Source organism: Trichococcus flocculiformis, from assembly GCF_900113645.1.
GTDB lineage: Bacteria > Bacillota > Bacilli > Lactobacillales > Aerococcaceae > Trichococcus > Trichococcus flocculiformis.
Genome location: NZ_FOQC01000079.1, coordinates 1 through 7,058, shown reverse-complemented (window position 1 = coordinate 7,058; position 7,058 = coordinate 1). Strand labels below are relative to the sequence as shown.

Below are 7,058 nucleotides of genomic sequence, written 5' to 3'. Positions count from 1 at the left end.
CGATACGATCAACCACAGACCAAGAAAAATAATGGGCTATACAACACCTGCAGAACGCCTTCAGGAAGAACTGGCCGATTTACAAGCAGCTTAAGGTGTTTTGTTGGTTCTATAGGATAAGAGAATAGATTAGCTGAGTCAAGAGCCGCTTTGCTCCTTCTCTTGACTCAGCTAACCTATCCACTTGGGTCAGAACCACCAACAACTCACCTGAAAAATGGTAAGGGATGAAACACTCCCTGCCGTCAATGGCTTCAAAGCATTGGTAATACTGGATTATTGAGTAATTCGCTGTCTATAAAGGTTTTTAAAATTTTTTATGCATTTGATATTGCAATTAAGCAGAATAAAATGATCATCTTTCAAGCGATACCTAAACCATGACAGTATCGATGAAAAAAGTAATTTTAGTTATTATAAATAAAAAAATGGTTTTACAAATTGAATTTCCCCACCAGATATCCTATCTTAAATGGATCTATTTCGCCATACGACAGCTCACAAAGACAATCTTAAGTCCAATATTTGAAACCAAACTCTTGCTAGTAATTCAAGTTCGTTACATCAATTTGGTTTCAGAGTATGGACTTAAGTCCATACTCTATCCGATACGTTGTAAGCGATTTACTAATGTGATAAATTACTTTTTAGATACGTATCTAAAAAATGTAAATTAGGAGGTTGTTTTGATGAAAGAGAATGTTAGTCAAGCAATGCAAAAATTTTCTCGATCTGTTATCGTTCCTGTAAAATTCATGGCTGTTATGGGTTTATTCTTAGCTTTTTCAGTTATTTTACAGCTTCAATTTATGCCTAGTTTTCTACAAACATTTGGCACATTGATAAAAACCATGATGGATAGCATGTTGAATAATTTATCATTAATTTTTTGTATAGGTATCGCTTCTTCTTTAGCTAACAAGAAAAAGGCTGAAGCCTCCCTCATCGCTTTGATTTCATTTCTTTTTTTTCTAGCAGCGAATAATGCATGGTTAATTCTAACGAATCAAATCGCTAATCCAGGAGAAATGGGATTGTTTGGGACAGGGCAAGGAATGGTTTTAGGTTTTCAAGTTGTTGATATGAATGTATTTTTAGGAATGATTATTGGTTCTATAGTTGGTTACTTCCACAATAAATTTTCAGATAAAAAATTTGTTGATTTCTTAAGTATTTATGGTGAATCTCGCTTTACGTTCATGTTACTTATTCCTGTCATTTTAATTTTAGCAGTAACAATGTCTTATATTTGGCCAATTGTCAATGGATTGATTTCATCACTATCTGGCTTTATTTTAACAACAGGGTTAATTGGCGTATTCGTGTACTCATTCGGAAATCGCTTCTTAATCCCTACTGGTCTTCATCACCTATTATGGATGCCGTTTTGTTTTACCGCACTTGGCGGTACAGCAGAAATCAATGGGCAAGTATATAGTGGTGCAGCAAACATTTTTTATGCGCAAATGGCTAATGCTAGCACAATTACTACCTTAGATCCCTCTTTAAGATTTGCAACATTCGGTTTTGTAAAAATATTTGGTTCGATTGCAGTTGCTTTAGCAATCATCTACAGTGCGAAAAAAGAAAGAAAAGATGAAGTAAAAGGGATGGTTTTACCTTCAATGTTTGTTGCATCTGTAGCAGGTATCACCGAACCTTTAGATTTCTCCTTCCTATTTGTTTCGCCTCTACTATGGTTCGTTCATAGCGTATTAACTGCTATCTCAGAAACACTTTTATGGGCATTAGGCGCAAGGACATATATGCTCTTTGGATTGATAGACACCATTGTATCAAATTCAGCATTTAGTCCAAGTGTAACCAAGTTTTATATTGTGATTATCGTAGGAATTATTATGAGTGTCATTTGGTTCGTAATCTTTGTTTTTTTGATTAGAAAATTAGATATTAAAACTCCTGGCAGAGAGAATTTAGAATTAGCCGCTGAAGGTAATGTTATAACTACCTCAGAAGTAGAAGAAAATAGTCAATCAAAATTGTTAAATTCTAATGACGTTGCTTTAGTCATTGATGGATTAGGTGGTGCAAATAACATTGAACATGTAACAAATTGTTTTACAAGATTAAGAGTTACTGTAAAAGACGAAAACAAAGTTGAAAAAGGGATATTAGAAAAAGTTTCTCAACAAAAAGGGATCGTTGAAAATGGAAAAAATATTCAAGTTATTATTGGTATGGGTGTACAAACTTTCAAAGAAGAAGTATGCGATGTCTTAGGAATTACAGAATAATATAAATCAAGGAGTGGATTAAATATGGAAAGAAAAAAACAATCAGTCGTTATCGCAGGAGGCGGAAGTACTTATACTGCGGGAATTGTTATGATGTTAATTGAAAATCAAGATAAATTCCCTTTACGCACATTGAAGTTTTACGATAATGATCAGAAACGTCAGGAGATTGTTGCCAAAGCTTGCGAAGTGATTGTAAAAGAAAGAGCCCCAGAAATTGAATTTATTGCAACAACCGATCCCGAAGAAGCATTTACAGATATTGATTTTGTCATGGCTCATATCCGAGTAGGTGGATTAAGTATGCGAGAAAAAGATGAAAAAATTCCTTTAAAATATGGTGTTGTAGGACAAGAAACTTGTGGACCTGGTGGAATGGCCTATGGAATGCGTTCTATTCCGGGAGTCATTGAGCTGATTGACTATATGGAAAAATATTCCCCAAATGCTTGGATGTTAAACTATTCAAATCCAGCTTCAATCGTTGCTGAAGCAACACGTCGTATGCGACCAAATGCAAAAATCATTAATATTTGTGATATGCCTGTAGCTATTAAGAAATCAATCGCTGATATTCTTGGGCTCGATAGTGAACTTGAAATTGTTGACCGATATTATGGATTAAATCATTTCGGCTGGTGGACTGAAATGTATGACAAAGAGGGCAATGATTTAATGCCAAGATTAAAAGAGCATGTACAAAAATATGGGTATGCTTCTGCTGCTGAGGAAGGTAATCCTTTACTTGAAGAAGCCAGTTGGATGGACACTTTCCAAAAAGCAAAAGATGTTTATGCAATTGATCCTGAAACTGTACCTAATACGTACTTAAAATACTACTTATACTCCGATTATGTAGTTTCTCATGCCAATCCTGATTATACTCGGGCAAATGAAGTAATGGATAATCGTGAAAAAAATGTATTTGCTGAATGCAAGAGGGTCGCAGACAATCAATCAGCAAAAGATACTACTATTGAAGCTGGCGAACATGCAGAGTTTATTGTACATTTAGCAGCAGCATTAGCTTACAATACCTACGAACGTATGCTATTAATTGTAAAAAATGACGGAGCAATTGCTAATTTAGATGATGATGCGATGGTTGAAGTGCCTTGTATTGTAAGTAAACGTGGTTATGAACCACTATGTATGGGTAAAATTCCTCATTTCCAAAAAGGAATGATTGAACAACAAGTAGCAGTTGAAAAATTAGTAGTAGATGCTTATGAACAAAAATCTTATCAAAAATTATGGCAAGCATTGACTCTATCAAAAACAGTTCCTTCAGCTAAAGTCGCAAAACAAATTTTAGATGAGCTAATTGAAGCAAATCAAGAGTGGTGGCCAACATTAAGTTAATAGTCTTCTATCTGAAAGTATGTTATAAAAATGGATAAGATACTATAAGAATTTTATTTGAGATAGGATGAGTACTATTATGCGCTTTACAGATTTAGTAAACGAACATTATGCTGATTTAAACGAAACAGAGTTGTTAATGTGTAATTATATCATGGAAAATATCGATATAATTCCCACTATGAGTACACTTGAATTTGCTAGAAATAGTTTGTCCTCAAAGTCTTCAGTTATACGCTTTTCACAGAAATTAGGGTTTACTGGATTCACCGAACTTAGAAATTTCATTAAATGGCAAGATCATGAAGAACGTTTTGATGAGCAAATAACTTTTACTAATCAAGTAATTAAAGACATAGAACGTTTATTAAACATCTTGAAAGACCGCAACTGGCTCCCAATTTATCAAATTATTGATTCTGTAGATAATATCTACGTCATTACAACAGGGATTACACAAAAAAATCAGGCAGCAGAATTACAACGATTATTTCTTTTGATTGGTAAACCTCTGCAAATCATTCCTGGAAATGGTAACTCCAACGAGTTCAGAAGAATCCTTGAGAGACTAACTGAAAAAGATATCGTTTTTGTTTTATCATTATCTGGAGAAAATAATCAGTTAGAATCTATCATTCATCAATTAGAACTTGTTAAAAGCAAAATTGTCTCAATTACCAGTTTACAGAATAATTGGTTATCTGGAAAATCAGATTTTAACTTGTATGCTACAACTAGTCGCAGTCCCTTACCTAAAGATTGGTGGCTACAGACAGCCTCTTCGTTTTTTGTTTTAATTGAAGCTTTTGCTTTTGGATATATGGATTATAAACGCAAAGAATCCTCTTAAACAATTATTTATCTTATGAAACGACGATGTATTCGTCGTTTTTTTTATTCGGGTTGAAATAACGGCTTCACCTAAATTTTGATTGCGTAGTTGTTCTAAATTTGACTTATTTCAAATATAAAATATAGTATTAAGAAATTGGATTGACTACTCATTCTAAGTAGTTATGTTAGCCATAGTTATTACTGAGGAGGGTAAAAAATGTTAATTGAACAGCTTAGAAATGAAGAACATTTTACCAATCAAGGCAGCTATTGATGCAGGCTTTTCAAGCGTGATGTATGACGGTTCGCATTTGCCGTTCAAAGAGAACATCGCGAAGACAAGAGCCGTCGTGGAATATGCCCATGCCCATGGCGTTTCTGTAGAAGGCGAACTGGGAACGATCGGCGGTACAGAAGAAGGCATCTCGGTTGCAGAAAATGATAAAGTGTACACGAAACCAGAGGATGCCATTGAGTTTGTTGAAAAAACGGGTGTGGATGCTTTAGCCATCGCAATCGGAACGAACCACGGCCAATTCAAATCCAAAACCGATGTTAATATTCCATTGCTTAAAGAAATCAATGCTGTAGTTGATGTGCCTTTAGTCATCCATGGCGGTACCGGCGTAAAGGAAGAAGATTATCCAGAGCTGATCAACAACGGCATCCGCAAATTTAATGTAGGTACTGAATTGCTTGTTAACTGGAACAAAGAGGCAAAAGACTGCTTCAGCACCACTGAACTAAACAAATCACTCAGACACAATGTTATCCCTGCAAACATGAAAGTGAAAGAGATTGTAAAACATAAAATTGGATTATTTATGAATGTAGATAGTCCATTAAAGATAGGCTAGGCTTCAAATGGATAAGTATCTTATTTTAATCGCAGGGAGTCCAGCAACAGGAAAAAGTTACTTAATCAATCTGATAAAAGAAGTGCTGCCGGATATGTTCATCCTTACTCCGGATGAAGGCAAGGAGATGTTCGCTGATTCGGTAGGGTTTGATAGCCTAGAGGAGAAGGCTCAGCTGGAAAAAAGGGTTTGGGAGTTCTATTACGGGGTATTAGATCTGTATATGGGCGCAGGCAAACGATTTATTTTATCGGAATATCCGTTCTCCAATAAGCAACGCTCCAACCTAGAAAGTTTAGCAAACAAATATTCATATAAAGTGATAACAATTAGACTAGTGGCCGACTTTGATGCTTTATGGGCCAGAAGAAAAGTGCGGGACATCGAAAAGGATCGGCATTTGAGTCACATCATGTCGAACTATCATTTTGGCGATACACTGGAGGATCGCTCAAAAGCAGACAGTCTGATTACAGAGGAAGCATTCAGGAATATTATTGAAGCGCGACAATACAACGAGTTTTCGTTAGGCGAGTTGTATGAGTATGATGTATCTGATTTTTCTAAGGTAGATTACTCTGAGTTGTTGGAAAAATTGAGAAGCTTTACCAGTGAATAGTATAATTGAATCAATTAACAGACGTTAAAGACATTAATTGTATGTGTCTTTAACGTTTGTTTTTATTTGGTTGTATATTTAAAATTCTATCCTATTATCATTTGTAGATTTATAGAAGTACTTATTACAATAATCTCATTTTGCAACTTTGGATAGAATAATTTTTGGGGATACACCCTCAATATCTCTACCACCTATATTTAAGTAGAGACTAAAAATCAATTCACATTCATTGTAGCGATAATATCTAAACCTACTATAGGTAAGTAGGGTAAATGATGAATAAGATGGAAAAATAGATAAATGTACTTTCGATGAGTCGTGGCATCATTCTGAGAATGGCGATAAGTAATTGGAATCTGACGACCGAGCTGAGGGTGATCTATGCATACTTTACCTCATGCATCAGGGGCGAGGACACAAGCTCCCCCACGGTGGGCGAAATCAGCAAGGATCTCAGCATGTGCGAGGACCGATTCAGGAAGCATCAGAAAAAAATTGATTGAAAGAGGATATCTGACAATCCGAAAAAATCAACGGCAAACGAAAGGTAGAACACGAATGTGTATGTGAGCTAAGAACGGATTGCCGACAGATAAATTAGAACAGAAAAAGCAAAACAAAAGGGCTCGCCCTAAACCAAAAAATGGTTTAAAGCAGGCCTTTTGAATGACCAAAGAAAGAATTATGGAGCCACCTGATAGCTGTTACAGTTTGAGAATATCTGATAAAAGTACCAAGATGATGGCGGAACTGCCGATAGGGTAGGAACCCTCTAAGAAGATTAATACATGTAGGTATCTATTTAATGCCTGCTGAATAAATCCCTATTTTTAGCTTACGGCTTCATTAGAGGTTCAATTCTAGGGGAGCTCATCCATTGGATGAAAGTCAAAAAAATGCGCAATGAAACCTTGGACAGGTTCATTGTAAGGATGGATAAAGCAATCACACAGAGACTGGTCTCTTCAAAGCGTGTTCGAATAAGCCTGAGCCCGAACTTTCTTTTCGCCAGGCTGAAGCCTCTCTCGACCTCTACTCGATCGCAGTTGTCGCTGTATTCTTGTTTTTTGTCAATCTTCTGATCCTTCTTGGGCCTGCCGAGCGACGGGCCGGATAATCGGATTCCGA

Annotated in this window: 5 protein-coding genes and 1 pseudogene; 5 read left to right on the top strand and 1 reads right to left on the bottom strand. The window is 36.0% G+C overall.

What is annotated here, in order from left to right:
- Positions 1-689: 689 nt before the first annotated feature.
- The 5 genes and pseudogenes from BMZ71_RS14160 (at position 690) to BMZ71_RS14140 (ending at position 5,927) form a co-directional block, all read left to right on the top strand.
- Positions 690-2,255, top strand: coding sequence for a PTS transporter subunit EIIC (locus BMZ71_RS14160; protein WP_086990863.1), 1,566 nt, complete (start codon positions 690-692; stop codon positions 2,253-2,255).
- Between the two features lie 24 nt (positions 2,256-2,279).
- On the top strand, positions 2,280-3,617 hold the full coding sequence (locus tag BMZ71_RS14155; RefSeq protein WP_086990866.1) for a 6-phospho-alpha-glucosidase: 1,338 nt from the start codon (positions 2,280-2,282) through the stop codon (positions 3,615-3,617).
- Positions 3,618-3,696: 79 nt separating this feature from the next.
- On the top strand, positions 3,697-4,467 hold the full coding sequence (locus BMZ71_RS14150; RefSeq protein WP_086990868.1) for a MurR/RpiR family transcriptional regulator: 771 nt from the start codon (positions 3,697-3,699) through the stop codon (positions 4,465-4,467).
- Positions 4,468-4,708: 241 nt separating this feature from the next.
- Positions 4,709-5,308, top strand: a pseudogene (locus BMZ71_RS14145) (class II fructose-bisphosphate aldolase); the annotation flags it as partial.
- 7 nt (positions 5,309-5,315) lie between these two features.
- The gene (locus tag BMZ71_RS14140; RefSeq protein ID WP_086990869.1) at positions 5,316-5,927 is read left to right on the top strand and encodes an AAA family ATPase; all 612 of its coding nucleotides are present in this window, start codon (positions 5,316-5,318) and stop codon (positions 5,925-5,927) included.
- Between the two features lie 838 nt (positions 5,928-6,765).
- Here the strand turns inward: BMZ71_RS14140 and BMZ71_RS14135 are convergent.
- Positions 6,766-7,058: transposase (locus BMZ71_RS14135; RefSeq protein WP_143071458.1), on the bottom strand; the 293-nt coding region annotated here is incomplete at its 5' end.

Bases quoted from the DNA above. Each gene is read 5' to 3' on its own strand.
- BMZ71_RS14150 (WP_086990868.1), top strand. From the start codon at position 3,697: ATGCGCTTTACAGATTTAGTAAACGAACATTATGCTGATTTAAACGAA.
- BMZ71_RS14160 (WP_086990863.1), top strand. From the start codon at position 690: ATGAAAGAGAATGTTAGTCAAGCAATGCAAAAATTTTCTCGATCTGTT.
- BMZ71_RS14140 (WP_086990869.1), top strand. From the start codon at position 5,316: ATGGATAAGTATCTTATTTTAATCGCAGGGAGTCCAGCAACAGGAAAA.
- BMZ71_RS14155 (WP_086990866.1), top strand. From the start codon at position 2,280: ATGGAAAGAAAAAAACAATCAGTCGTTATCGCAGGAGGCGGAAGTACT.